The organism is Streptococcus pseudopneumoniae (assembly GCF_001073085.1).
Classification (GTDB): Bacteria; Bacillota; Bacilli; order Lactobacillales; family Streptococcaceae; genus Streptococcus; species Streptococcus pseudopneumoniae_M.
In genome coordinates this window covers 1-24,091 of sequence record NZ_JVFV01000007.1, presented here as the reverse complement: position 1 = coordinate 24,091, position 24,091 = coordinate 1, and the positions used below count along the sequence as shown (strand labels likewise).

Sequence of the window (24,091 nt, the reverse complement as noted above, 5' to 3'; positions counted from 1 at the left end):
TTTATTTCTTAGACTTCCAAGATTTCTTTTTCTTTATTGGCAGTCATGTCGTCGATGTGTTTAACAGCATCATCTGTTGCTTTTTGAATATCTTTTTCAAGAGTCTTCAATTCATCTTCAGTGATTTCTTTAGCTTTTTCTTGTTTCTTAGCTTCATCCATAGCGTCACGACGGATATTACGGATAGCAACTTTAGCATTTTCACCGACCTTCTTCACTTCTTTAGCAAGGTCACGACGAGTTTCTTCTGTAAGAGCTGGGATAACTAAGCGAATAACAGAACCATCGTTAGCCGGTGTTATACCAAGGTCTGAAGCGTTCAAAGCACGTTCGATATCTTTCAAAGATGATTTGTCAAATGGTGTTACCAACAAAACACGCGCTTCTGGGATTGTGATAGAAGCAATTTGGTTAAGTGGTGTTTCAACACCATAGTACTCAACGTGGATGCGGTCAAGCAAGCTAGCATTAGCACGGCCAGCACGAATACTTCCAAACTCACGAGCAAGTGAGTGGTGAGATTGGGTCATTCTCTCTTTTGCTTTTTCTACGATTGCGTTTGCCATAATGATTTCTTATTCCTTTTCTTCGATATTATTTGAAACTGTAGTTCCGATATTTTCACCAAATACAACACGTTTAATATTTCCTGGTTGGTTCATGTTGAAAACTACCAAGTCAATATCATTATCCATTGAAAGTGTTGAAGCTGTTGAGTCCATGATACGAAGCCCTTTGTTAATGACATCACGGTGAGTCAATTCTTCAAATTTAACGGCTGTCTTATCTTTTTTAGGATCAGCATTGTAGACACCATCAACCCCATTCTTAGCCATCAAGATAGCGTCCGCTTCAATCTCTGCTGCACGAAGGGCGGCTGTTGTATCTGTTGAGAAGTATGGTGAACCAATTCCCGCACCAAAGATAACAATGCGTCCTTTTTCAAGATGACGAAGGGCACGACCACGAACGTAAGGTTCTGCTACTTGTTGCATGGCAATGGCTGTTTGAACACGTGTATCCACACCAACTTGTTGCAATGAATCTGCCATCACAAGAGCATTCATAACGGTTCCAAGCATTCCTGTATAGTCTGCTTGTACACGATCCATCCCAGCTTCTGCAGCAGGTTCTCCACGCCAGAGATTTCCTCCTCCGATTACGAGAGCAATCTCAATTCCTAAGTTATGTACTTCTTGAATTTCTTGAGCCATTGCTTGAACAGTTTTGATATCAATTCCGACACCACGCTCGCCAGCAAGGGCCTCACCTGATAACTTAATCAAAATACGTTTATATTTGGGTTCCACCTGACTTCGCTCCTTTATTTTATTCAAACTATTTTATCACATTTTTTGAGAATTTTATAGTCTCATGAGTTATTCTTTTGAAAATTTTAAACGGATAAAAAGTTTTCCAAATCAGCCAAGGCACGCTCTGCAATTTTTTCATAACGAGCCTTCTTATCACGAATGCGGTCGCCTTCCAATTCCTTGATAATTCCGAAATTGACGTTCATTGGTTGGAAATGTTTGCTGTCAGCATGGGTGATGTAATGAGCTAGACTTCCAATTGCCGTTGTCTCTGGGAAAATAGCCTCGCTTTCGCCCTTGAAAAGACGAGCTGCGTTAATACCAGCTACTAGACCTGATGCCGCTGACTCAACATAGCCTTCCACACCCGTCATCTGACCAGCAAAGAATAGATTTGGCTGTTTCTTAGAACGGTATATCTGTTCAAGAAGATTTGGTGAATCCATGTAGGAATTACGGTGCATAACACCATAGCGAACGAACTCTGCATTTTCAAGACCTGGAATCATTTGGAAAACACGTTTTTGTTCGCCCCATTTAAGGTGAGTTTGGAAACCAACGATATTGTAAAGACTACCTGCCGCATTATCCTGACGAAGCTGAACTACAGCGTATGGTGTCTTAAATTCTCCGTCACGAGGACCTGTGTAATCGTCTGGATACTCCAAACCAACTGGTTTCATAGGACCATAGAGCATGGTTTTGATACCCCGTTTAGCCATGACTTCGATTGGCATGCATCCTTCAAAATATTTTTCTTTTTCGAAAGAATTCAACGGAGCTTCTTCCGCATTGACCAAGGCTTCATGGAAATCCATAAACTCTTGTTTGGTCATAGGAGCATTGAGATAGGCCGCTTCTCCCTTATCATAACGAGATTTGAGATAAACCTTGTTCATATCAATCGTATTAACATCCACAATAGGCGCTGCAGCATCGTAGAAATAAAAACCGTCACCGCCATTAAGTGCGTGAATTTTCTCAGCAAGGGCATCACTAGTCAAAGGACCAGTCGCTACAACTGTAATAGCATCCGTTGGCAATTCTGTGATTTCGTCACGTACCACTTCAATCAAGGGATGATTGGCAATTTTTTCAGTGACCATTTGAGAAAAACCATCACGGTCAACCGCAAGTGCACCTCCAGCAGGAACACGGGTTGCTTCTGCTGATTCTAAGATAAGAGAACCTAGACGGCGCATTTCCTCCTTGAGGAGACCTACGGCATTTGTAAGAGCATCTCCACGCAAGGAATTAGAACACACTAATTCTGCAAAATTGTCAGTTTTGTGTTGCGGTGTTGACTTGACACCACGCATTTCATAAAGTTTAACTGGAATACCACGCTCTGCGATTTGGTAGGCTGCTTCAGAACCCGCCAAGCCCGCACCGATAACATTGATATAAGATTGAGACACGACACTAATACCTCTTTGGGTGAAACTTAAGCTCATTCCAGAACAAGTCACTAGACTGTTTGACACCCACAAATCTTTCTATTTTTTTCTTCTTCTAGTATAACAAAAAAAGGGAAGAAGGCAAACTTCCCCGTTTATTTGTTTTCCTGATGTTCTTCCCATTCGTGGTAGGCGGCGTAGAGCTGGCTTTTATTCCACTGATAAATCTTTGCGACTTCCTTAATGGCTTGATTTTTCTTAATACCTTGCTGGATACGCTCTTGAATTTCAGAAAATAAATCCTCTTCATCCTTATCCTCTACATCTTGACTAGCACCTTCTACAATGAGAAGACACTCGCCTTTGAGCGGTGTTTCAGCGATGCTTTCTAGTAATTCTGAAATTTTTCCACGTTGGTATTCTTCAAAGATTTTAGTCAATTCTCTAACCAAGACCACCGAGCGATCACCGTAGACTTCTAGCATATTTTCTAGCGTATCTGCCACACGGTGAGGTGATTCATAGAAAATCTGAGTTTCTGGATAAGCTTTTTTCGCTTCGAAAAATTGCTTTTGTTGGCCAGATTTTCGTGGTAAGAAACCATAAAAAGTGTGAGGTTGGGGTGCTAAACCACTAGCAATCAAGGCAGAAATCCCAGCACTAGCTCCTGGAACCGTGACAACCGCGATGTCTTCTTCAATGGCAGCCTTGACCAAATCATGACCTGGGTCAGAAATACTAGGCAACCCCGCATCAGATACTTGGGCAAGATTTTGACCTTGCTTCAACAACTCAATCAAATCAGGAATTTTTTCCTTGGCATTATGCTCGTGAAAACTGATTTGCTTGGTTGAGATTTCAAAATGCTTGAGCAAAAGTCCAGTATTACGAGTATCTTCAGCCGCGATCCAGTCGACCTCCTTCAAGGTCTGAATAGCGCGGAAAGTCATATCATCTAGATTACCGATTGGCGTTGCTACTAGATAAAGCTTGCCATAGGGAGATTGTCCCTTAAAACTCTTTTGAATCTGCATACTTACTCCCTAAATAACAACTCATCACAAAACATACATTCTGCATCTTGCTCTCGACGTTGACCATAAAAGTCACGGCAAACATGAAAACCGTCCTCATAAATGCGACGGACATTTTCCCTTACATGTTTCGTTTTGGCTGGAGCAGTCTCCTCAACCTCTCCCAAACGTTCTCTCAGTTTATCATTTTCTAATCGAAGAGCTGTATTTTCCTCTACCAAACTCTTGAGATTTTTCTTGATAGCTTCGACGTCTGCCAAGGTTACCAACAATTGCTGTGAAAAGTCATCTAAAGCATCAAATAATTCTTTTTTATTCATTACAGCCCTTTCTATAATCTATCTTCACTTTAATTTTTTTGTAAAACCAGGTATTCCAAAGCGTTTTGAAAGCTAACATTGGCCCGCCACATTTTCCGAGTTTGGACGAGATTTTGCAAAATATTTCGAGCTGAAACATTGAGAATCTCTTGACCAGCTAGTACCTCTAAAATCCTGAGCACTTGATCTTGCTTTTCTTTATCATCAGCCAAACTCGTTAATTTTGCAACTTGCAAATAGGATTCTTTTTTATGGGCTAAAAGCCACGAAAAGAAACGTTCACTTTCATCTACTAGTGTCCAAAATCCTGCTTGATGCACTAGCTTATCAGCCTCTACCTGCGATTGACTAAACTGAGCTAATAGCTTGGCTTTATTTTTTACTAAACCAGCCTCTTCAAGCTGTGACATTAAAGTAGAGACATGCTTCTTAAATTGGAAAATCTGTGTCCGACTTCGAATCGTTGGTAACATCTGTTCCTCATCATCAGTCAAAAAGAATATGTAGATTTCGCTCTGTGGTTCTTCAATAACCTTTAAAAGAGAATTTGCAGCGTTCACATGCATTTTTTCTGCTTGTTCAATAATAAAGACCTGACGTTGGTTTTCAATACCAGACTGGGCAAATTGTCCAACTAATTCTCGAATACGCTCCGTTTTAATGACTTGATTCAGAGGTTTAATTATAGTCACATCAGGAAATTCTTCCTGCTCAATCAATTTACAATTCCGACATTTTTCACAAGGAAAAATACCAGTTTTCTCACTACAAAAGAGACTTTTAGACAAGAAAAGGGCCATCTCTAAACTTCCAAAATTACCTGAAAAGAGATAGGCATGATTGAGCTGCCCTTGCTCTAAGATATGAACAAACCGTCCAAATTGTAGAGGCTGGCAATCTCTTAATTGATCTTGTTTCATCTCCTTAATCCCATCCTATCCAAAAGTAGCTGCTGCGTGTTCGCAATCACTTGATCAAGTGGTAGGCTAGCATCAATTTTTACAATGCGGTCTTCTTCCTTTTCCAAAAGAGATAGATAACCCTGACGAACTTTTCGATGTAGATCCAGACCTTCCATGTCCAAACGATTGACTTCCCGATCACTGTTGGCAGCAATACGTGCCAGCCCCTCTTCGACCTCAATATCAAAATAAAGAGTCAAATCAGGTTTCAGTCCATCTGTCGCAAACTCATTAAGCCAATCAATCGCTTCTATATCTAAACCACGCCCAAATCCCTGATAGGCAACTGAACTGTCAATAAAGCGGTCCATAATAACCAGTTTTCCAGCTGCAAGTGCTGGTAAGACCTTTTCCACCAAGTGTTGTCGACGACTGGCAATATAGAGGAGAAGCTCCGTCTTAGGATCCATTTCAGTATGACTAGGATCTAGAATCACTTCTCGAATCTTTTCTCCAATCAAAACCCCGCCTGGTTCACGGGTGCTTAAAACTTCTATTCCCCTATCCTCTAATATAGGGATTAGGGCTTCAAGAACGCTTGTCTTTCCCGCTCCCTCTGGTCCCTCAAGAGAGACTAAAAATCCTTTTGACATGTCTGACTCATTTCTATTTTTCTCTCTTCTATTCTATCAAAAAAATAGGGATTTGTGAAAAGCTTTTTTCATTTCGCTCTTTGTAATAAAAAAGAGGTTGAGTTTTAACTCTCACCTCTTATTTGCCTAATTCTTGAGTTCTTTTGTAGGCTTGGTTGACAGCGTCCATAACGGTTCCTCTAAAAGCATGTTCTTCTAGACTTGCTACACCAGCAATGGTCGAACCACCAGGGCTACAAACTTGGTCTTTCAAGACTCCAGGATGTTGCTGACTTTCTAGTACCATTTGACCTGCACCAACTACTGTTTGAGCCGCCATTTTCAGAGCCATTTCTCTTGGCAATCCTGTCTGAACTCCTGCATCCGCCAATGCTTCGATAAAAAGATAGACAAAGGCAGGCCCACAACCTGCAAGCCCTGTCGCAGCATCTATTAAACCATCACTTATTTCAACTAACTGGCCAGCCTTGGCTAAAAGTTGACAAAAAAGTTCATTGTCTTCTGGATGACAATTTGCAGACAAGGCATAGCTAATCACTCCTTGCCCAATAGCAACAGGTGTATTAGGCATGATGTGAATAATCCGATGCTGACTTGGAAGAAGACTAGCGAGTTTTTCCAAGGTCAAACCAGCTGCCATAGAAATCAAAAGAAGACTTTCTCGTTTCTCAAGGACTGGCTGATATTGAGTAAGCAGTTCAGAGAATTGAGCTGGCTTTACTCCTAGAAAAATCACATCTGCTTCTGCAAAGATTTCGTCATTGCTAGAAGTCAGACCACCAAAGTCTGCAATGAAAGCATCTACCTTGGCTTGACTACGATTAGCAAGGAGAATCTGATAACCAGTTTTTGCTTGCAAGACAGCTTTAGCCAAGCTGGAACCCATATTCCCCAAGCCGATAAATCCAATCTTCATCTCTTACTCCCTTATCTGTCCATCACCAGTAACTACATATTTGTAGCTAGTCAGTTCCTTTAAACCCATTGGTCCACGCGCGTGCAGTTTCTGAGTAGAAATCCCCATTTCACAACCAAGACCAAATTGGCCTCCATCTGTGAAACGAGTTGAGACATTGACATAAACCGCTGCAGAGTCTACTTGATCTGTAAAGTAAGTTGCAGCCTCAGCATTTTCAGTCACAACGGCATCCGAATGATGGGTACTGTGGGCTTCAATATGGGCAACCGCTTCTTCTAAACTACTCACAACCTTAACAGCAAGAACATAGTCTAAAAACTCAGTGTCAAAGTCTTGGGCCTCAGCTGCTTGACCTGAAACAAACTGGCTTGCTTTGCTATCCAAGCGGAATTGAATTGGTTCCAACCCAGCTTCTTTTCGATCGGCAACCAGAACTTGCTCCAAGCGAGGAAGGAAGTTTGCTGCCTTGTCTTCATGAACAAGTAGAACCTCCATGGCATTGCAAACAGAGGGACGACTAGTTTTAGCATTGTTGATGATAGACAGAGCCTTGTCTTCGTCTGCATCCTTATCCACATAGACATGGACAATCCCAGTCCCTGTCTCGATGACTGGTACAATAGCATTTTCAACCACGGCATTGATCAAACCAGCACCCCCACGAGGAATAAGAAGATCTAGATAGCCCTTGGCCTTCATCATAGCATAGCTACTTTCACGGCTAGTATCTTCCACCAGTTGAATCACATCTGGATGAATAGTAGTTGTCTCCAAGCCCTTCTTCAAGGCTATGACAATGGCATGGGCTGTTTGATAGGCATCCTTACCACTACGAAGAACAACCGCATTTCCACTCTTAAGAGCCAAAGCAGCTGCGTCAGACGTCACATTTGGACGGCTTTCATAGATAATACCGATGACTCCCATAGCTACACGTTTTTTGGTGATGGCCAGGCCGTTTTCAAGCTGACTAGTTTCTAAAACTTCACCGATTGGATCTGGTAAAGCAACTACTTCACGAATCCCAGTTGCCATAGCTTCTATACGCCCTTCATCCAAATAAAGACGATCCAGCATAACATCTGAGATTTTACCTTTGGCCACTTCCATATCGCTAGCATTAGCTGTTAAAATCTCTTCAGTAGCTGCTAATAAGTGATCAGCCATGGCTAGCAAGGCTTGGTTTTTCACCTCTTCACTAGCTGTATTGATCGATTTTTTAACAGCCTGTACCTGTTCAAATTGTTCTTGTGTACTTACCATAGTTTACCTCTAAAATTCTGTAAAGAGTAGTTGGATTTCAGGAGTAATGGAAATCCAGTCATCACGGTGAATCAAGACACCCTTGGCTTTTTGAGATCGAAGGACATCTTTCAGCCCCGATGCACCTAGTTGTACTCTACCTTTTCCGAGTGATTTTCCAGTTTCCTTATCAAAAACCGTAACAATATCACCATAGGAAAAGTTGCTCTCAACATCTACAACACCTGATAAAAGTAGACTCTTACCATGTTGAGAGAGAGCTTCTGCAGCACCTTTATCAACCCAAATAGCCCCCTGACTTTTGGCATAAAAAGCTAGCCATTGTTTCTGGGTACGGAGCCCCTTCTCCTATGCAACAAAGTAAGAACCGTCCTTGGTCTTCTCTGCTGCCTCTATCATAGCATCAGCTTTCAAGGATGAACAAATATAAACAGGTACTCCTGACTCTGTCGCAATGGTCGCTGCCTTTATCTTAGTCAGCATACCTCCAGTTCCATTAGATGAACCTGCTCCGCCAGCCATATCGATAATTTCACGATTGATGGTCTCGATTCGCTCCAAGCGTTTAGCTCTTGGATCCGAGTTAGGATTACCAGTATAAAGACCGTCTACATCTGTTAAGAGAACTAAAAGATCTGCCTGAACCATTGCAGCTACCTGAGCACTGAGCGTATCATTATCCCCGACCTTGAGCTCATCAATAACGACACTATCATTCTCATTGATAATAGGAATCGCACCACGATTAAGCAGGACTGACAAAGCTTGATGGGCATTTTTATAACGTCGCTTATCGACAAAATCATCCTGAGTTAGCAAGATTTGCGCTGAAACAATCTGTCTTAAGAGCAAATTGGTTGTATATTCTTCCAGAAGCAATCCTTGACCAACCGCCGCTGAAGCTTGCTTATCCGCAATCTTTGTTGGTCGTTTTTTAAATCCTAAGGCTCCGAAACCTGCTGCAACAGCCCCAGAAGACACCAAAATCAGCTCATGACCTGCTTCATGTAGCATTGCAAGCTGCTGTGTAATAGCTTTTACTTTACTGCGAGATAAACTTCCATCTTTATGAGTCAAGGATGAAGTCCCTACCTTAAATACGATACGCTTGTACTTCATATTTCTCTCCAAATTTAATATTTAACCATTTTACCATGATTTTATGAAATTGTAAAAAAGGAACTCTCTCACTTTTGATCGAAAAAAAGAACCTTGCATAGCAAGATTCTTTTAGTGTCTGACTTAAATAATTGTTCTTCTGGGAACTAAATCGAATTAAGCTTCGATTTCTGTAACCATACCTGAACCAACAGTACGTCCACCCTCACGGATAGAGAATGTAGTACCTTGTTCTACGGCGATTGGGTGGATCAACTCAACGTCGATTGTCACGTTATCACCTGGCATTACCATTTCAGTACCTGCTGGAAGTTCGATTGAACCTGTAACGTCAGTAGTACGGAAGTAGAATTGTGGACGGTAGTTGTTGAAGAATGGAGTATGACGTCCACCTTCTTCTTTAGTAAGGATGTAAACTTCACCTTTGAATTTAGTGTGTGGGTTGATTGAACCTGGTTTAGCGATAACTTGTCCACGTTCGATTTCATCACGTTGAACACCACGAAGAAGGACACCTACGTTGTCTCCTGCAAGACCTTCGTCAAGTTGTTTACGGAACATTTCAACACCAGTAACAACAGCTTTTTTAGTTTCTTCTTTGATACCAACGATTTCGATTTCGTCGTTGACACGAACAGTACCACGGTCGATACGTCCTGAAGCAACTGTACCACGTCCAGTGATTGAGAATACATCTTCGACTGGAAGAAGCAATGGTTTGTCAGTGTCACGTTCTGGTTCTGGAATGTACTCATCAACAGTGTTCATCAATTCCATGATGATATCTTCGTATTTAGAGTCACCTTCAAGAGCTTTAAGAGCTGAACCTTGGATAACTGGAAGATCGTCACCTGGGAAGTCGTATTCTGAAAGAAGGTCACGGATTTCCATTTCAACCAATTCAAGCAATTCTTCGTCGTCAACCAAGTCGATCTTGTTCATGAAGACGATAAGGTGTTTAACACCAACCTGACGTGAAAGAAGGATGTGCTCACGAGTTTGTGGCATTGGTCCGTCAGTTGAAGCTACTACAAGGATAGCTCCGTCCATTTGAGCGGCACCAGTGATCATGTTTTTAACGTAGTCCGCGTGTCCTGGAGCGTCGATGTGAGCGTAGTGACGTTTTTCAGTTTCGTACTCAACGTGCGCAGTGTTGATTGTGATACCGCGTTCGCGTTCTTCTGGAGCAGCATCGATAGACGCATAGTCTTTAGGTTGGTTAACTGCTGAAGGCAAGCGACGTGCCAAAACAGTTGTGATAGCTGCAGTTAGGGTAGTTTTACCGTGGTCAACGTGTCCGATAGTACCAATGTTAACGTGTGGTTTACTACGATCGTATTTTTCTTTTGCCATTTGAGTAAAAGCCTCCAATAAAATATATTTTATAGATAGACAGTAGGCAATACAGTCTAACTTTCCTTACTATTTTATCAAATTTCAGCTAAATTGCAAGTGTTTTACAAAGTTTTTGTGAATTATTCCTATTCTTGCTCTACTTCCTCTACCAATTTATTTAAAATATCTATAAATAGGTTTATTTTAGCAAAAGGCGATAGACCATAAATCAATAACCCAAGTCTGAATTTCCTATTTCTAGCCTCGAAAGACTTCAATCATTCAGTTGTTTTTAAAAAATTATGTATAGAAAAATTAAAGTTTCATCATAAGCGATTTGAGAGTTTAAAACCAATAAAAAGTTTGAGCAACTACAGCGCCAAAGATACAATGATAAAAAGATGTCGGGATTTTTTATCCCGACATCTTTATTCTGATAGATGTTTCTTAACTTCTTGTGCTTCCTTATGATTTTCATACAGTCGCGCTAAGAATTTAGCAATCTCTTTTAAAATGGAATAGGTTGGAACAGCAACAATCATCCCAATCACACCATAAATATTACTTGATAATAAAAGCAAGACTAAAATAGTAATCGGGTGAACCTTCATAACCCCACCCACAATACGTGGATATAAAATATTTCCATCAACTTGCTGAATAATCAACATATAAATGACAGCAATAATCATTTTATGAGGATCGGTGAAGAGATTTGAGATGATCATTGGAATCAAGCCAATGCTTGGTCCTACATACGGAATCAAATTAGCCAATCCAGAAAAAATGGCGAAGACCAAGGCGTATCTTAGACCAATCACACTATAACCGATAAAAGCTAAACATCCAATAATAACTGCATCTATAGACACTCCACTAATGTAACTGGAAATAGTTGTATTTAGGTTTGTCAATAAACTAGATATGTTCAATTTATCTCGTTTTAATACCGTTCTTTCTAGCATCGGTAAAAATTTATGCCCATCAAGTAAGAAGTAAATCAAGAAAACTGGTGTCATGATGATAATCAATACAGTGCTTACGAGTGCAGATAGAACACTTCCAACACTATTTGTCACACTGTTCAAGATATTTTGCAAAATATCAACATAAGAGAGGTTCAGTTGCTGAATAGTTTGTTGGATATCTAGATTTTGCAGGGCTGGATGTTTTGATAACTCAATGACTAAATCTTGAAGACGACCGTAAATGTTTTGACTCGAGTAAATTAAGCTACTTAACTGATTAATCAAAATCGGCAGCAGATAAACAAAACTAAGTACGAGTGCACAAACTAAGGCACAAAGGGTTAACAAAATCCCAATGATTCGATTGATTTTGCATTCCTTCTCTAAAAAGATAACAATTGGGTTGGTTAGATAATACAAAAATCCTCCCAGTAAAAAAGGAATCATGATTGTATTTGCAACACTGACAAAGGGTGTAATAATAGCACCCATTTCTTTCCATAGATAGAAAATTAAGGTTATTAGTAGAATTTCAGTTGTCCAGAAGAATAGTTTGTTTCTCCGAAACATAGGCCACCTCCTCTTTTCCCTATTTTACCATATTTCAAAAAAGATTGATAACTTTCATCACAAAAACAAGAATATCTTTTGTCTTTGTGATAGAATAAAGTTACTATGAAGAAATTATTTTTAACCTTATTAACCCTCTTTTCATTTGCTTCAGCAACAACTGTTGCTGCCCAAGATTTTGATGTAGCAGCAAAACATGTCATTGCTGTTGAAGCTAATAGCGGTAAGATTTTATACGAAAAGGATGCTACTCAACCTGTTGAAATTGCTTCTATTAGCAAATTGCTTACCGTATATCTCGTTTACGAAGCCTTGGAACATGGGAAAATCTCTCTTTCTACTCCTGTAGAAATTTCTGATTACCCCTACCAGTTGACAACTAATTCTGCGGCTAGTAATGTGCCCATGGAAGCTAGAAATTACACTGTTGAAGAGTTATTAGAAGCTACTTTAGTATCTAGTGCGAACAGTGCAGCTATCGCGTTGGCAGAAAAGGTTGCTGGATCAGAAAAAGACTTTGTTGATATGATGAAGGCTAAACTTCTTGAATGGGGGATTCAAGATGCTACCCTCGTCAATACAACTGGTCTAAATAATGAGACTCTTGGAGATAATATCTATCCCGGCTCTAAGAAAGATGATGAAAACAAACTGAGTGCCTATGATGTTGCGATCATCGCTCGTAATCTTATCCTCAAATACCCTCAGGTTCTAGAAATCACCAAGAAACCTTCTTCTACTTTTGCAGGGATGACTATTCATTCTACAAACTATATGTTAGAGGGATTACCTGCCTATCGTGGTGGTGTTGATGGCCTTAAAACTGGTACGACTGATAAAGCTGGAGCATCCTTCGTAGGTACGACTGTAGAAAAAGGAATGCGTATTATCACTGTTGTCTTAAACGCTGACAACCAAGATACCAATCCCTACGCTCGTTTCACAGCAACTTCAGCTCTTTTAGATTATATCTCATCCAATTTCGCTCTTCAAACAATCGTCAATCAAGGAGAAAGCTACCAAGATAGCAAATCTCCAGTTTATGACGGGAAGCAAGATACGGTTACAGCAGTCGCTAAAGAAGATATAAAAATTGTTCAACGTCTCGGTAGTCGAGCACAGTCATCTGTTACTTACACACCTGATAGTACTGAGCATACTGCACCACTTGAAGCAGGTACAGTCGTTGGACATCTGACTTACGATGACAAAGACTTAGTCGGTCAAGGTTATATCACCACTGACAAACCGAGTTTTGAGATGGTTGCAGAAAAAAATGTCGAAAAAGCCTTCTTCTTAAAAGTTTGGTGGAATCGCTTCGTTCGTTTTGTTAACGAGAAGTTATAAAAAAATCGAAAAATCGCGAATTTCGCGATTTTTTTCTTTATTCATTTTCAGCTACAGTCGAATGGTTATATCCATAAACAAAGTAAATAATGACTCCTATTAATAAAGCTAGTCCAAATGCCATCCATGTTTCAAGGGTATACTGAAGCATGAATGAGAGGCAAATCAGAATAGACAAGATTGGTAAAAAAGGTACCAGGGGAGTTTTAAATTCTCCCTCTTTGGGCATACCCTTATCTTTTCTCAATTTGATAATTCCATAGGCTAAGAGAATAAGATAGGCTAAAGTACAGATATTGAGAAAAGCTGCGATACTTGCCAAAGGGAAGATACCCGCTGCAATCGCTGAAACTCCACCTGTTAAAATGGTTGCATTCTTTGGAACGCGACTAGTCTTGGTTACTTGTTTGAAGCTTTGAGGCAATAGTCCATCGCGGGCCAAGCTATAAATCATTCGTGACAAGGCATAGGTCATGGAAATACATACCGTAATCAAGGTAAAAATCGCAACGAGTGAAACATAATTAGCTGCCCAACCAATACCAATACTTCTCAGAGCAAAAGCCACTGCATCATCAACATTGAGCTTGCTATAGTGAACGATACCTGTCAATATCAAAGTAACCAAGGCATACAGAATGGTTACAATGGTTAAGGATAAAACAATCCCACGTGGAATATTCTTTTGTGGACTTTGAATTTCATCAACTGCCATAGAAATGGACTCAAAACCTAAGAATCCAAAGAACATAAGTGAAGCACCTGCCATAATTCCAGTGCTTCCACCATAAATTTGACCAAAACCAAATGGTGCAAAATCTGACCAATTTTCAGGTTTAATATACCAAATACCAACTAGGATAAATAAGGCAAGAGCAGAAAATTTTAAAACAACAAGAATAGAATTAAAACGAAGAGCTGCTTTCGAATTTAAAAGTACAACACCTGTAACAAGTAGAATTACTAGAATTGGTAAAAAATCAATATAAGTACCATGTTCAGGATTAAAAGTTCCATTCAAGACTTGTGGCAAGGAAATTCCATAATGGCTAAGCAAACCTTTAAAATAGGCCGCCCAACCAGAAGCAACACCTGAAACTGCTGTCATAAATTCCATAATGGTTAACCAACCAGCTATCCAGGCTGGGAATTCACCCAAAATTGCATATAAATAACTATAAGCTCCACCCGTTGCAGGAACACGAGAAGCAAATTCTGCAAAAAAGAGTGCAGATAAGGATACGCAGATAGCAGAAATTACAATCGATACCACAAGGGCAGGTCCTGCTAATGTTGCTGCAGCAGTTCCTGTAATCGTAAAAATACCTGTTCCCACCATAGCACCAATTCCCAAGAGAATTAAGTCCCATAGTTTTAAATGGCGATGCATTTCTGTCTTACCTAGACTAACGTCTTTGGTTCTAAAAATATTCATCATTCATCTCCCACTTTATGTGATTGTATTATTTTACCATACAAAAGACTTTTTGTGAATATTTATTAGCATCTTTCATCAAAAAAACTGAGAGTGGGACAGAAATCGGTAATTCGTTAGAATACGATTTCGTCGTCCCACCTCCGCACAGTTGAGTAGGGCTGTAAAAGCTGATGAAATCAGCGTAGTAGAGCCCACTCAACCACTGCCGTCTTGCTCGACAATCCAAAGACAATTGAGAGGCTAGGACTTTTGTCCCAGCCTCAGTTTCTGTTCATAAAGTTTATCCGACTGATCCTTCCATTTCATAGCTAATCAAGCGGTTAAGCTCAACTGCATATTCCATTGGAAGTTCTTTGGTGAAGGGTTCAACAAATCCCATGACAATCATCTCAGTTGCTTCAGATTCTGAGAGACCACGACTCATGAGATAATAGAGTTGTTCTTCTGAAATCTTAGATACTTTGGCTTCGTGTTCCAAAGCTACTTGTGAGTTGTGGATTTCATTAAACGGAATAGTATCTGATGCTGACAAGTCATCCATGATAATGGTATCACACTCGATGTGAGAGACAGATTTCTTAGAGTTCTTGTTAAAGGTTACTTGTCCACGGTAGTCTACCTTACCACCGCCTTTAGCGATAGACTTAGACACGATAGATGAGCTTGTATGTGGTGCATTGTGGATCATCTTAGCACCAGTGTCCTGATGCTGTCCAGCATTAGCAAAGGCGATAGAAAGCATGGTACCACGCGCTCCTTCTCCATCTAAGTATACAGATGGATATTTCATAGTCGTTTTGGCACCCAAGTTCCCATCAATCCACTCAACAGTCGCATCTTTTTGAGCCTTAGCACGTTTTGTAACCAAGTTATAGACGTTATCAGACCAGTTTTGGATGGTTGTATAACGCATATAAGCTCCATCCAAAGCAAAGATTTCTACAATGGCGGCGTGCAAGCTGTTGCTTGAATAAGTTGGCGCTGTACATCCTTCTACGTAGTGGACACTTGCTCCCTCATCAACGATAATCAAGGTACGTTCAAACTGACCAGTATTTTCGTTGTTGATACGGAAGTAAGTTTGAAGTGGAATATCTACCTTGACACCTTTTGGTACATAGATAAAGGTTCCACCTGACCACACTGCTGAATTGAGGGCAGCTAACTTGTTATCTGTCGGCGGTACCAATTTCGCAAAGTATTGTTTAAATAAGTCTGGATATTCCTTGAGGGCAGAATCTGTATCTGTAAAGATAATTCCTAACTTCTCAAATTCTTCCTTCATGTTATGGTAAACCACTTCTGACTCATACTGGGCAGAAGCTCCAGCTAGATAGGCACGCTCAGCTTCAGGAATCCCGATCCGTTCAAAGGTTTCTTTGATTTTTTCAGGGACGTCATCCCAAGAACGGGCTGGTTTATCAGATGGTTTTTGGTAGTAGATCAAGTCATCAAAATCAATCTCTGACAAGTCTGCTCCCCAAGTTTGCATGGGCATTTTTTTGAAGGTTTCATAAGATTTCAAACGGAATTCCAACATCCACTCAGGTTCTCCCTTAGCAGCTGATAGTTCACGAATGACATCTTCATTCAATCCTTTTCCTGTCGATAGGACAGGCTCTACATCGTCATGGAAACCAAATTTATATTCACCAAGATCAATTGGTTTTGGTTCTACTCTTTCTTCAGCCATAATATCCTTTCTTTCATTCTTTATTTATAATGATTTATAAGACAAAGAAAGCTTGTCTTATTTGTTTTCTTGGTCTTCAATTGTTTTTTTAAGGGCATTCCAAGCTAGGGTTGCGCATTTGATTCGTTGAGGAAATTTGGCAACTCCTGATAAGAAAGCTGCATCTCCAAGTTGATCTTGACGCTCATCCTTTTGACCTTGAGCCATTTCAGAAAAAATGGTCGCAAGCTCTAGGATTTCTTGCTTGGTCTTTCCTAAAACTGCATCTGTCATCATACTAGCAGAGGCAGTTGAAATCGTACAACCAGAGTTTAGAAAAGCGATATCTTCCAAACGATCATCTGCATCAAACTTGACAGATAGATTGATGACATCACCACAGGTTGGATTGTTGAGACTGATTTGTTCAGCATCTTCTAACTTCCCTTGATGATGAGGATTTTTTGAATGGTCCGCTACCACCGCCATATAGAGGCTATCTAGTTTAGAAAGTGCCATTGAAAAACTCCTTTGTCTTTTGTAAAGCATCGACAAGCTTGTCGCAATCTGCCTTGGTATTGTAGATATAAAAACTTGCACGAGCTGTTGCTGGGACGTCCAAATATTGAAGCAGAGGTTGAGCACAATGGTGACCGGCACGAACTGCTACTCCTTCATAATCCAGAGCTGTCGCAAGGTCGTGAGGATGAAGGTCCCCTAGATTAAAGGCAATGACACCTGAACGCTGAGCCAAATCTTGCGAACCGTAAATGGTCAAACCTTCAATTTCCTGCAATTTTGGAAATACGTATGCAATCAGTTCTTGTTCATGGGCTTCAATGGCATCCATACCAATGTTTTCAAGATAATCCACGGCAGCTGCAAATCCAATAGCTCCAGCCATATTGGGAGTTCCAGCCTCGAATTTCCAAGGTAACTCCTTCCAGCTAGCAGATTGCTCATAGACGAAATCAATCATTTCGCCACCAAATTCTACTGGTGACATTTGTTCCAGATACTTTTCTTTACCGTAAAGGACGCCAATACCAGTTGGACCAGCCATCTTGTGACCTGAAAAGGCAAAGAAGTCCACATCCAAATTCTGCACATCAATCTTCATATGAGGCGTAGACTGAGCACCATCTACCACCATGATGGCTCCAACTTCGTGAGCCATTTGTGTGATTTCTTTGATAGGATTAACCACTCCAAGAACGTTTGATGCGTGAGCTAGTGAAACAAATTTAACTTTGTCAGTCAATTTAGAACGCAAGTCATCCATATCCAGAGCTCCATCTTTGAGATAGACATAAACAAGCTCTGCCCCAGTCTTTCGGCAAGCTTCCTGCCATGGGATAATATTGGAGTGATGTTCCATGACAGAAATCAAGACCTGATCTCCTTCAGTCAAGATTTCTTCAGCATAACGTGCTACCCAATTAAGACTAGTTGTCGTACCTCTGGTAAAGAGAACTTCCTTTGTGGAGTCTGCATTGATAAACTTCCGAATGGTTTCACGAGCGGCTTCATAAGATGCTGTCGCCCTTTCAGCCAAGGTATGAACCCCACGGTGAACATTGGCATTGTCCTGCTCATAGTAGTGATTAATCGCTTCAAGAACAGCTAGTGGTTTTTGTGTCGTCGCAGCATTATCCAAATAAACCAGAGGTTCGTCATTGACAATCTGGTCTAAAATCGGAAAATCCTTACGAATCACTTCTACATCTAACATAGGCTTCCCCTTAGCGTTTTGACAATTTTTCTTCGATCGTTGCAATCATTTCATCGCGAACTTCCTTGACTGGAATCTCAACGATAACAGATCCAAGGAAACCACGAACAACTAAGCGCTCTGCAGTTGCCTTATCCAATCCACGACTCATGAGGTAATACATGTCTTCTGGATCAACTTGTCCGATAGACGCTGCGTGTCCTGCAGTGACATCATTTTCATCAATCAAAAGAATTGGGTTGGCGTCTGAACGAGCATGATCTGAAAGCATGAGAACACGACTTTCTTGTTGGGCATCTGCTCCCTTAGCACCCTTGATGATGTGGCCAATACCATTGAAAGTCAAAGTTGCTTTTTCAAGGATAACCCCATGTTGAAGGATATTACCGATAGAGTTGCAACCATAGTTAGTCACTCGAGTATCAATCCCCTGTACCTGACGACCGCTTGAAAGTGCTACGACCTTAAGGTCTGCATGGCTACCATTACCAATCAAGTCACTATCAAAGTCAGCAACGACATTCCCTTCGTTCATGACACCGATAGCCCAGTCAATACTTGCATCGTTGCCTAATTTACCACGACGGCTAATGTAGGCAGTGACATTCTCACCAAGACGGTCAATCGCCGCAAACTTCACTTGAGCACCAGAACGTGCAATCACTTCAACTGTGATATTAGCAGTCGCCTTAGCACTACCCTCACCGCGTGATTCTAAACGTTCCAGGTAGCTGATTTTAGAGTTTTTACCTGCAATGATCAGAATGTGCTTGTTAAATGGCACATCGCTATCGCTGTCTTGGTAGAAAATTCCTTCGATTGGTTCAGCAATTTCCATGTTATCAGGAATGCAGAGAACAGCACCACTATTGAAATAAGCTGTGTGGTAGGCCGCCAACTTATCATCGTCATACTTAACAGATGACATGAAGAATTCTTCGATCAGCTCTGGAATTTCTTCTAAAGCTGAATGAAAGTCTGTGAAGACAACACCCTGTTCAGCCAACTCAACTGGAATTTGCTCAAAAACAGTTTGAGTTCCAACTTGCACCAACTTTAAATGATTATCTAAAGCTGTGAAGTCAGGAACATTTGCTGATGGTTCACTTTCCGTGATGGTACCATCACCAAGATTCCAACGGTGAAATTTGACACGCTCAATAACTGGTAATTCCAAACTCTCAATCTTATCAAAAGCTTTTTGACGGAGGTCTGACAACCAGCTTGGTTCAGCGTGCATTTCTGAAAAAAGTTTAATAGTTTCTTTAGTCATTTACTTCTCCTAAAAGATACGAGGGAATTACAATTCTTCCTTGTAGTCATAGCCAAGTTCTTCAGCTAGTTTCGCGTATCCTTCACGTTCCAAACGTACCGCCAATTCTGGACCACCAGAAAGAACAACACGACCTTCCATCATAACGTGTACCACGTCTGGTGTGATATAGTTCAAAAGACGTTGGTAGTGAGTAATAATCATAGCACCAAAGCCTTCACCACGCATAGCATTGACACCTTTAGAAACAACTTTAAGAGCATCGATATCAAGACCTGAGTCAATCTCATCAAGAAGAGCGAAAGTTGGTTCCAACATCAAGAGTTGAAGAATTTCGTTACGTTTTTTCTCACCACCAGAGAAACCTTCGTTGAGGTAACGCTCTGCCATTTCTTCTTTCATGTTAAGCAATTCCATTTTTTCGTCTAGCTTAGTAATGAACTCGCGAACTGAAATTTTTTCGTCATCTTCTTTACCAGCATTTATAGCTGCACGAAGGAATTCTGCATTGGTAATTCCTGGAATTTCTGATGGGTATTGCATAGCCAGGAAAAGCCCCATACGCGCACGCTCATCCACTTCCAATTCAAGGATGTTTACGCCGTCAAATAGAACCTCACCCTTGGTTACTTCATAGTTAGGATTTCCCATGATAGCGGCAGAAAGAGTTGATTTCCCAGTTCCATTTGGCCCCATGATAGCGGCGATTTCGCCTGTTTTCAGGGTCAAGTTAACCCCTTTTAAAATTTCTTTTCCTTCAATTTCAACGTGAAGATCTTTGATCTCTAATACTGACATGATAATTCCTTTCTTTTCAATCCGTTTTACCATTTTCGCTAGAAAATTGTCCTTATTTTTCTAGTAAAAAACGATAAAATGTCAATAAATATACTTTAATAGTATAACAAAAAAAAGCCTAAAAGGCTTTAATTTTGTCTAGAAGCTGAGGGTTACTTCTTTCCTCGAAAATGGTCATCAATAGCGTTGACAATTTTACCCATAATATAGCTGACTCTAAAATTTCTTAGGATTAAAATAGCCCAAAGCAAGGCCATAATATACCGTTGCTCCATGATGGATTCATTAAGGAAATAGGTCTCAGCAGCAGTAAATAAGGCCATGATTATAAATTGTTGTCTGTTCATCGTATTATGTCACAATATCCTTTTAATCTTCTTCTATGGTCACTTTATCCGCTAGAAATTCAAATCCTTGAGGAAGGACAGATTCTTCCACTTCTTCCTTAACAGAGTTTCCTTGAGACGATTTAGCCTTAGCTGAGAAATCAGCCCTGACTTCTTTCCATTCTTCCATGGAAATAGCAAGAATCTCTGGTGAAAATCCCGCTGCTTGACTAAGGATATTACCAAACATGGTGTTCAGATTATCACGTTTCATGGTTTGGCCAGCATTGAAGTTAGATTCAAATGCAAGAATCGCGTGGTGCTCATTTGCCGCAACAGGTTGAGAACCGACTAAAAGCGCCTTATCTGGACCGGACAAGCTTTCAATAACTTCTCCCCAAGCATTTTGGAGACGGATTAGATTTTGACGGGCTAAATCAGGATTTTCAACAGCTTCTTGAAGAATAGACTGAACCTTATTGCGATCTACGCGATAAATTGACTTGCTGTTAACTGGGCGACTTGGCGTTGGTGTTGTCTGCTTAGGACTCGTGTTAACATTTGCCAGAGCCTGTTTCAATCGCGCAACTTCTTCTCTAAGAGAAGATAATTCCTCAGCCACATCACCTGAAAGTCCTGGTTGGGAATCATGTTCTGTCAAACGAATGGTCATCATTTCCGCATAAATCTTAGGCTGTAAGCTAGCCTTGATATCAGCTAAACTACTTGTTGCAATTCCAATCATCTCGAACAAAACAGCCTGTGAAAGACCTAAGTTATCCTTAAAGAGATCACTATAGTGAGTATTCTCCCCGCCAGTTTGGACGATCAAAATATCTCGCAAGTATTGCAACAAATCCGTTACAAATCGTGTCATGCTTTTTCCGTTATCAAAAATCAAATTTAGATTTTCCAAAGCACGAGTCACATCTTTTTGTGCCAAGGCAGCCACATAATTATCCAAAGCACTTAGACTAATAGTCCCAGTAATTTCCTCAGAAACAGCTGTCGTTAATTTAGCATCTTGAGTCAAGCTCAATGCTTGGTCTAAAATGGACAAAGCATCCCGCATACCACCTTCGGCTCTACGAGCGATAATTTCAACAGCTTCAGTTTCATAAGCAATCCCTTCCTTCTCTAAAATATGGAAAATATGATCTCGAATATCCTGAGTTCTAATAGATTTGAACTCGAAGCGTTGAACACGAGACAAAATGGTTGCAGGAATCTTATGAAGCTCTGTTGTTGCTAGGATAAAAACAACATTAGGAGTTGGTTCTTCAAGAGTTTTCAAAAGGGCATTGAAGGCTCCTGTTGAAAGCATATGAACCTCATCAATGATATAGACCTTATACTGAGCTATACTTGGAGCATAGGTTGATTTATCACGGATATCACGAATTTCATCCACTCCATTGTTAGATGCCGCGTCCATTTCGATAACGTCTTCCAAGCTACCGTCTGTTACAGCTTGACAGATATAACAGTTATTGCAAGGTTCTCCTCCCTCTTGATTAGGGCAGTTCATAGCCTTGGCAAAAATTTTGGCTACACTGGTTTTTCCAGTTCCACGAGGCCCTGAAAATAGGTAGGCATGGCTAATCTTTTCCTGCTCTACGGCTTGTTTCAGAGTTTTTGCAACAATTTCCTGGCCTACTAACTGTGAAAATGTTTGACTTCTATATTTTCGATAAAGGGCCTGATACATTACGCTTTCTCCTCAAACATTGAAAAATTCCATTCGGTTTTCTCTAACAAAATAGCAACAAACTCTTCTAGATATTTCAGATCCAAGTCATCATAATCATCAACAAGAGATGAATCTAAATCTAGAACGCCCAGAAGATGTCCCTCTTTAACCATCGGCACAACAATCTCACTAAGAGCACTACTATCACAAGAAATATAGTTTGGATAGGTTTTTACATCACCAACAATCACTGTTTGACGACTAGCTGCAGACTCTCCACAAACACCTTTTCCAAGAGCGATTCGTACACATGAAACTCCACCTTGAAAGGGGCCCAAGATCAGTTCATTTCCATCAAATAGATAGAAACCTGCAAAAACAGTATTGGGAAAACTTGTTTTTAGCAAAGCACTAGCATTAGAAAGATTAGCCAACACATTGGGCTCTCCTTCTAAAAGATAAGAGAGCTGTTCATTTATTGTTTGATAAAGTAATTCTTTTTCTGAATATAACATAGAACCATTATATCAAAAAATACTAGTAGAAAAAAGAAAAATCCCTTGTTTTAAAAACAAAGGATTTATTGATTCTTTAATCAGATTAAAGTTCGATGTCTCCGAACAAGTCAGCCATTGAGAATCCAGTTTGTGTTTCTGGAAGTTCAAAGTCACGTTTTTCTTGACGTTTTGGACGACGTGGACGTGGAGCGCGTTTTTCTTCTTTTTGTCCTTCTTCTTGAGCTGGACGTTCTTCAAGAGCTTTGATAGAAAGTGATACGCGTTCTGCATCTGCGTTAACATCAAGGACTTTAACAGTAACTTCTTGACCAACAGTAAGAGCTTCTTTTGGATTTTCAATACGTTTGTGTGAAATTTGTGATACGTGAACAAGTCCATCGATACCTGGCAATACTTCAACAAATGCACCGAAGTCAGTCAAACGTTTAACTGTTCCTTCTACAACATCACCTTTAGCCAATTTTTGCTCAACGCCATCCCATGGTCCAGGTGTTGTAGCTTTAAGTGAAAGTGAAACACGTCCTTCTTCTTCGTTAAGATCAAGGATTTTAACTTCAACTTCTTCACCAACAGTTACAACTGATTTTGGTGAAACGTTGCGTTCGTGTGACAATTCAGTTAAGTGAACCAATCCATCAACACCACCAAGGTCGATAAATGCACCAAAGCTTGTGATACGTGCAACTTTACCAGTTACAACATCACCAACAGCTAATTTACCAAATACTTCAGCACGAGCTGCTGCTGTAGCTGCTTCAACAACTTCACGACGTGAAAGGATGAAGCGGTTTTCTTTAGGGTCAACTTCTTTGATTTTAGCTTCAAATTCTTGACCTACAAAACGCTCAGTGTTGCGTACGAAACGAGTGTCCAACATTGAAGCTGGGATAAATCCACGTACGCCTTCAAATTCTACTGAAAGTCCACCCTTAACAGCGCGAGTTCCTTTAACTGTAACAACTTCTTCTTCACGTCCTACAAGTTTGTCCCATGCTTTGCGAGCTTCAAGGCGTTTTTTAGATACAAGGTATGTTACTGTATCAGTATCTTTACCAACTACTTGACGAAGTACAAGAACATCCAATACTTCACCTACTTTTACAAAGTCATTGATATCTGCATCACGATCGTTTGTCAATTCGCGAAGAGTCAAGACACCTTCAACACCAGTTCCAGAGATTGCAACGTTAGCTTGAGTAGCATCTACTGTCAATACTTCAGCACTAACAACATCACCTGGCTCAACTTGGCTAACGCTATTTAGCAAATCTTCAAATTCGTTCATCTAAAAAATCCTCCAACAATCAAGTTTTTCTTAAACTTGACATACTTATAATTTTTTCCTAAGCACCCGCAAAGACATGTTATATCGTTCACGTCCTTCAATTATAAAAATAAAATACCCTAAGATATTTTTCTTTTTATCTTGAATTTATTACCTAAGAACTGGGGTAGCTGGATTCGAACCAACGCATGAGGGAGTCAAAGTCCCTTGCCTTACCGC

At 40.4% G+C, this 24,091-nt stretch carries 22 protein-coding genes and 1 pseudogene; 1 reads left to right on the top strand and 22 read right to left on the bottom strand.

Features of this window, described 5'->3' with window-relative positions; genetic code table 11:
• Window positions 1–8: 8 nt before the first annotated feature.
• The 12 genes and pseudogenes from frr to ADH90_RS00280 all read right to left on the bottom strand — a co-directional run bounded on the left by frr (window position 9) and on the right by ADH90_RS00280 (window position 11,793).
• Window positions 9–566 carry a ribosome recycling factor gene (gene frr, locus ADH90_RS00335; RefSeq protein WP_049529475.1) on the bottom strand — a complete coding sequence of 186 codons (558 nt, stop codon included), beginning with the start codon at window positions 564–566 and terminating at the stop codon, window positions 9–11.
• Between the two features lie 9 nt (window positions 567–575).
• On the bottom strand, window positions 576–1,310 hold the full coding sequence (gene pyrH, locus ADH90_RS00330; RefSeq protein WP_000433488.1) for a UMP kinase: 735 nt from the start codon (window positions 1,308–1,310) through the stop codon (window positions 576–578).
• An 86-nt stretch (window positions 1,311–1,396) separates the two neighbouring features.
• Window positions 1,397–2,731 (bottom strand): methylenetetrahydrofolate--tRNA-(uracil(54)-C(5))-methyltransferase (FADH(2)-oxidizing) TrmFO, encoded by a 1,335-nt coding sequence (gene trmFO / locus ADH90_RS00325; protein ID WP_049529474.1) that lies wholly within the window; start codon window positions 2,729–2,731, stop codon window positions 1,397–1,399.
• Between the two features lie 134 nt (window positions 2,732–2,865).
• A complete protein-coding gene (gene rsmI / locus ADH90_RS00320) occupies window positions 2,866–3,744 on the bottom strand; it encodes a 16S rRNA (cytidine(1402)-2'-O)-methyltransferase (RefSeq protein ID WP_049529473.1) in 879 nt (292 codons plus the stop codon).
• 2 nt (window positions 3,745–3,746) lie between these two features.
• A complete protein-coding gene (gene yabA, locus ADH90_RS00315) occupies window positions 3,747–4,064 on the bottom strand; it encodes a DNA replication initiation control protein YabA (RefSeq protein ID WP_001034369.1) in 318 nt (105 codons plus the stop codon).
• A gap of 29 nt (window positions 4,065–4,093) precedes the next feature.
• Entirely contained in the window at window positions 4,094–4,984 is an 891-nt protein-coding gene (locus ADH90_RS00310; protein ID WP_049529472.1) for a DNA polymerase III subunit delta', read from the bottom strand.
• A complete protein-coding gene (gene tmk, locus ADH90_RS00305) occupies window positions 4,981–5,619 on the bottom strand; it encodes a dTMP kinase (RefSeq protein WP_049529471.1) in 639 nt (212 codons plus the stop codon). Before tmk ends, ADH90_RS00310 begins: the two co-directional genes overlap by 4 nt.
• A 118-nt stretch (window positions 5,620–5,737) precedes the next feature.
• Window positions 5,738–6,535, bottom strand: a complete 798-nt coding sequence (gene proC / locus ADH90_RS00300; RefSeq protein ID WP_049529470.1) for a pyrroline-5-carboxylate reductase — start codon at window positions 6,533–6,535, stop codon at window positions 5,738–5,740.
• 3 nt (window positions 6,536–6,538) lie between these two features.
• Window positions 6,539–7,801, bottom strand: coding sequence for a glutamate-5-semialdehyde dehydrogenase (locus tag ADH90_RS00295; protein ID WP_049529469.1), 1,263 nt, complete (start codon window positions 7,799–7,801; stop codon window positions 6,539–6,541).
• A gap of 9 nt (window positions 7,802–7,810) precedes the next feature.
• A pseudogene (gene proB / locus ADH90_RS00290) lies at window positions 7,811–8,920 on the bottom strand (glutamate 5-kinase).
• A gap of 156 nt (window positions 8,921–9,076) precedes the next feature.
• Entirely contained in the window at window positions 9,077–10,273 is a 1,197-nt protein-coding gene (gene tuf, locus ADH90_RS00285) for an elongation factor Tu (RefSeq protein ID WP_001040718.1), read from the bottom strand.
• Between the two features lie 410 nt (window positions 10,274–10,683).
• Window positions 10,684–11,793, bottom strand: coding sequence for an AI-2E family transporter (locus tag ADH90_RS00280; RefSeq protein WP_049529468.1), 1,110 nt, complete (start codon window positions 11,791–11,793; stop codon window positions 10,684–10,686).
• A gap of 105 nt (window positions 11,794–11,898) precedes the next feature.
• Here ADH90_RS00280 and pbp3 point away from each other — a divergent pair, with 105 nt between their 5' ends.
• Window positions 11,899–13,140 carry a D-alanyl-D-alanine carboxypeptidase PBP3 gene (gene pbp3, locus ADH90_RS00275; protein ID WP_049529467.1) on the top strand — a complete coding sequence of 414 codons (1,242 nt, stop codon included), beginning with the start codon at window positions 11,899–11,901 and terminating at the stop codon, window positions 13,138–13,140.
• 37 nt (window positions 13,141–13,177) lie between these two features.
• Here pbp3 and ADH90_RS00270 read toward each other — a convergent pair whose 3' ends face one another.
• The 10 genes from ADH90_RS00270 to rpsA all read right to left on the bottom strand — a co-directional run bounded on the left by ADH90_RS00270 (window position 13,178) and on the right by rpsA (window position 23,872).
• A complete protein-coding gene (locus tag ADH90_RS00270; RefSeq protein ID WP_049529466.1) occupies window positions 13,178–14,575 on the bottom strand; it encodes an APC family permease in 1,398 nt (465 codons plus the stop codon).
• Window positions 14,576–14,858: 283 nt separating this feature from the next.
• A complete protein-coding gene (sufB, locus tag ADH90_RS00265; protein WP_000797047.1) occupies window positions 14,859–16,271 on the bottom strand; it encodes a Fe-S cluster assembly protein SufB in 1,413 nt (470 codons plus the stop codon).
• A 57-nt stretch (window positions 16,272–16,328) separates the two neighbouring features.
• Window positions 16,329–16,769 carry a Fe-S cluster assembly sulfur transfer protein SufU gene (sufU, locus tag ADH90_RS00260; RefSeq protein ID WP_049529465.1) on the bottom strand — a complete coding sequence of 147 codons (441 nt, stop codon included), beginning with the start codon at window positions 16,767–16,769 and terminating at the stop codon, window positions 16,329–16,331.
• Window positions 16,756–17,982, bottom strand: a complete 1,227-nt coding sequence (locus ADH90_RS00255) for a cysteine desulfurase (protein WP_049529464.1) — start codon at window positions 17,980–17,982, stop codon at window positions 16,756–16,758. The genes sufU and ADH90_RS00255 overlap by 14 nt, the downstream gene beginning before the upstream one ends.
• A gap of 10 nt (window positions 17,983–17,992) precedes the next feature.
• Window positions 17,993–19,255 carry a Fe-S cluster assembly protein SufD gene (gene sufD / locus ADH90_RS00250; protein ID WP_049529463.1) on the bottom strand — a complete coding sequence of 421 codons (1,263 nt, stop codon included), beginning with the start codon at window positions 19,253–19,255 and terminating at the stop codon, window positions 17,993–17,995.
• A gap of 27 nt (window positions 19,256–19,282) precedes the next feature.
• The gene (sufC, locus tag ADH90_RS00245) at window positions 19,283–20,053 is read right to left on the bottom strand and encodes a Fe-S cluster assembly ATPase SufC (protein WP_049529462.1); all 771 of its coding nucleotides are present in this window, start codon (window positions 20,051–20,053) and stop codon (window positions 19,283–19,285) included.
• A gap of 152 nt (window positions 20,054–20,205) precedes the next feature.
• Window positions 20,206–20,400 (bottom strand): DUF3272 family protein, encoded by a 195-nt coding sequence (locus tag ADH90_RS00240; protein ID WP_049503772.1) that lies wholly within the window; start codon window positions 20,398–20,400, stop codon window positions 20,206–20,208.
• A gap of 22 nt (window positions 20,401–20,422) precedes the next feature.
• Entirely contained in the window at window positions 20,423–22,087 is a 1,665-nt protein-coding gene (gene dnaX / locus ADH90_RS00235; protein WP_049529461.1) for a DNA polymerase III subunit gamma/tau, read from the bottom strand.
• A complete protein-coding gene (locus ADH90_RS00230) occupies window positions 22,087–22,584 on the bottom strand; it encodes a GAF domain-containing protein (protein ID WP_049529460.1) in 498 nt (165 codons plus the stop codon). Before ADH90_RS00230 ends, dnaX begins: the two co-directional genes overlap by 1 nt.
• An 85-nt stretch (window positions 22,585–22,669) precedes the next feature.
• Window positions 22,670–23,872: a 30S ribosomal protein S1 gene (rpsA, locus tag ADH90_RS00225; RefSeq protein ID WP_049529459.1), complete on the bottom strand. Its 1,203-nt coding sequence runs from the start codon at window positions 23,870–23,872 to the stop codon at window positions 22,670–22,672.
• Window positions 23,873–24,091 lie beyond the last annotated feature (219 nt).

Excerpts from the sequence above, each read along its gene's own strand:
- frr (WP_049529475.1), bottom strand. The coding sequence starts at position 566 with ATGGCAAACGCAATCGTAGAAAAAGCAAAAGAGAGAATGACCCAATCT.
- rsmI (WP_049529473.1), bottom strand. The coding sequence starts at position 3,744 with ATGCAGATTCAAAAGAGTTTTAAGGGACAATCTCCCTATGGCAAGCTT.
- yabA (WP_001034369.1), bottom strand. The coding sequence starts at position 4,064 with ATGAATAAAAAAGAATTATTTGATGCTTTAGATGACTTTTCACAGCAA.
- ADH90_RS00310 (WP_049529472.1), bottom strand. The coding sequence starts at position 4,984 with ATGAAACAAGATCAATTAAGAGATTGCCAGCCTCTACAATTTGGACGG.
- tmk (WP_049529471.1), bottom strand. The coding sequence starts at position 5,619 with ATGTCAAAAGGATTTTTAGTCTCTCTTGAGGGACCAGAGGGAGCGGGA.
- proC (WP_049529470.1), bottom strand. The coding sequence starts at position 6,535 with ATGAAGATTGGATTTATCGGCTTGGGGAATATGGGTTCCAGCTTGGCT.
- ADH90_RS00295 (WP_049529469.1), bottom strand. The coding sequence starts at position 7,801 with ATGGTAAGTACACAAGAACAATTTGAACAGGTACAGGCTGTTAAAAAA.
- tuf (WP_001040718.1), bottom strand. The coding sequence starts at position 10,273 with ATGGCAAAAGAAAAATACGATCGTAGTAAACCACACGTTAACATTGGT.
- ADH90_RS00280 (WP_049529468.1), bottom strand. The coding sequence starts at position 11,793 with ATGTTTCGGAGAAACAAACTATTCTTCTGGACAACTGAAATTCTACTA.
- pbp3 (WP_049529467.1), top strand. The coding sequence starts at position 11,899 with ATGAAGAAATTATTTTTAACCTTATTAACCCTCTTTTCATTTGCTTCA.
- ADH90_RS00270 (WP_049529466.1), bottom strand. The coding sequence starts at position 14,575 with ATGAATATTTTTAGAACCAAAGACGTTAGTCTAGGTAAGACAGAAATG.
- sufB (WP_000797047.1), bottom strand. The coding sequence starts at position 16,271 with ATGGCTGAAGAAAGAGTAGAACCAAAACCAATTGATCTTGGTGAATAT.
- sufU (WP_049529465.1), bottom strand. The coding sequence starts at position 16,769 with ATGGCACTTTCTAAACTAGATAGCCTCTATATGGCGGTGGTAGCGGAC.
- ADH90_RS00255 (WP_049529464.1), bottom strand. The coding sequence starts at position 17,982 with ATGTTAGATGTAGAAGTGATTCGTAAGGATTTTCCGATTTTAGACCAG.
- sufD (WP_049529463.1), bottom strand. The coding sequence starts at position 19,255 with ATGACTAAAGAAACTATTAAACTTTTTTCAGAAATGCACGCTGAACCA.
- sufC (WP_049529462.1), bottom strand. The coding sequence starts at position 20,053 with ATGTCAGTATTAGAGATCAAAGATCTTCACGTTGAAATTGAAGGAAAA.
- ADH90_RS00240 (WP_049503772.1), bottom strand. The coding sequence starts at position 20,400 with ATGAACAGACAACAATTTATAATCATGGCCTTATTTACTGCTGCTGAG.
- dnaX (WP_049529461.1), bottom strand. The coding sequence starts at position 22,087 with ATGTATCAGGCCCTTTATCGAAAATATAGAAGTCAAACATTTTCACAG.
- ADH90_RS00230 (WP_049529460.1), bottom strand. The coding sequence starts at position 22,584 with ATGTTATATTCAGAAAAAGAATTACTTTATCAAACAATAAATGAACAG.
- rpsA (WP_049529459.1), bottom strand. The coding sequence starts at position 23,872 with ATGAACGAATTTGAAGATTTGCTAAATAGCGTTAGCCAAGTTGAGCCA.